The following is a 490-nucleotide window of genomic DNA, read 5'->3' as shown; positions in this document are numbered from 1 at the left end:
TCTACAAGGACTCGCAGATCTACGCCGGGGCCGAAGACCCTGATCTGTAGGCCCTCCAAGCCGCTGATCAAGCGACCCTTTCACGGACGCAGGCCAGGTCCGTGAAAGGGTCGCAGATACCTCAAACGCCTCATCGCTTTACACAGCCTGTCGCAACCCTTTGATTTTGCTTGGGGTCTGTCGCATTGTGCGACCAGCGTCACGGGTATAAACTTTGCGCACTTTACACAGAGGCCCTTGGCGGTTCGCATGAACCGTTCGTCAGCATGAAACCGATTCAGCTGCCCCTGAGTGTGCGTCTGCGTGATGACGCCACTTTCGTCAATTACTATCCAGGCGCCAATGCCGCTGCACTCGGCTATGTCGAGCGGCTGTGCGAAGCCGACGCCGGGTGGACGGAAAGCCTCATCTATCTGTGGGGCAAGGACGGGGTAGGGCGTACGCATCTGTTGCAGGCGGCCTGCCTGCGCTTCGAGCAGATGGGTGAGCC

General features: G+C 59.2%; 1 pseudogene. It reads left to right on the top strand.

The features are described 5' to 3' along the window. Positions 1-266: 266 nt before the first annotated feature. Positions 267-490 (top strand): annotated as a pseudogene (locus EE949_RS02605) (DnaA regulatory inactivator Hda); the annotation flags it as partial.

The organism is Pseudomonas viridiflava (assembly GCF_900602065.1).
Lineage (GTDB): Bacteria > Pseudomonadota > Gammaproteobacteria > Pseudomonadales > Pseudomonadaceae > Aquipseudomonas.
The sequence above is the reverse complement of the archived record's forward strand: the minus strand, read 5'-3'. Positions and strand labels throughout refer to the sequence as shown.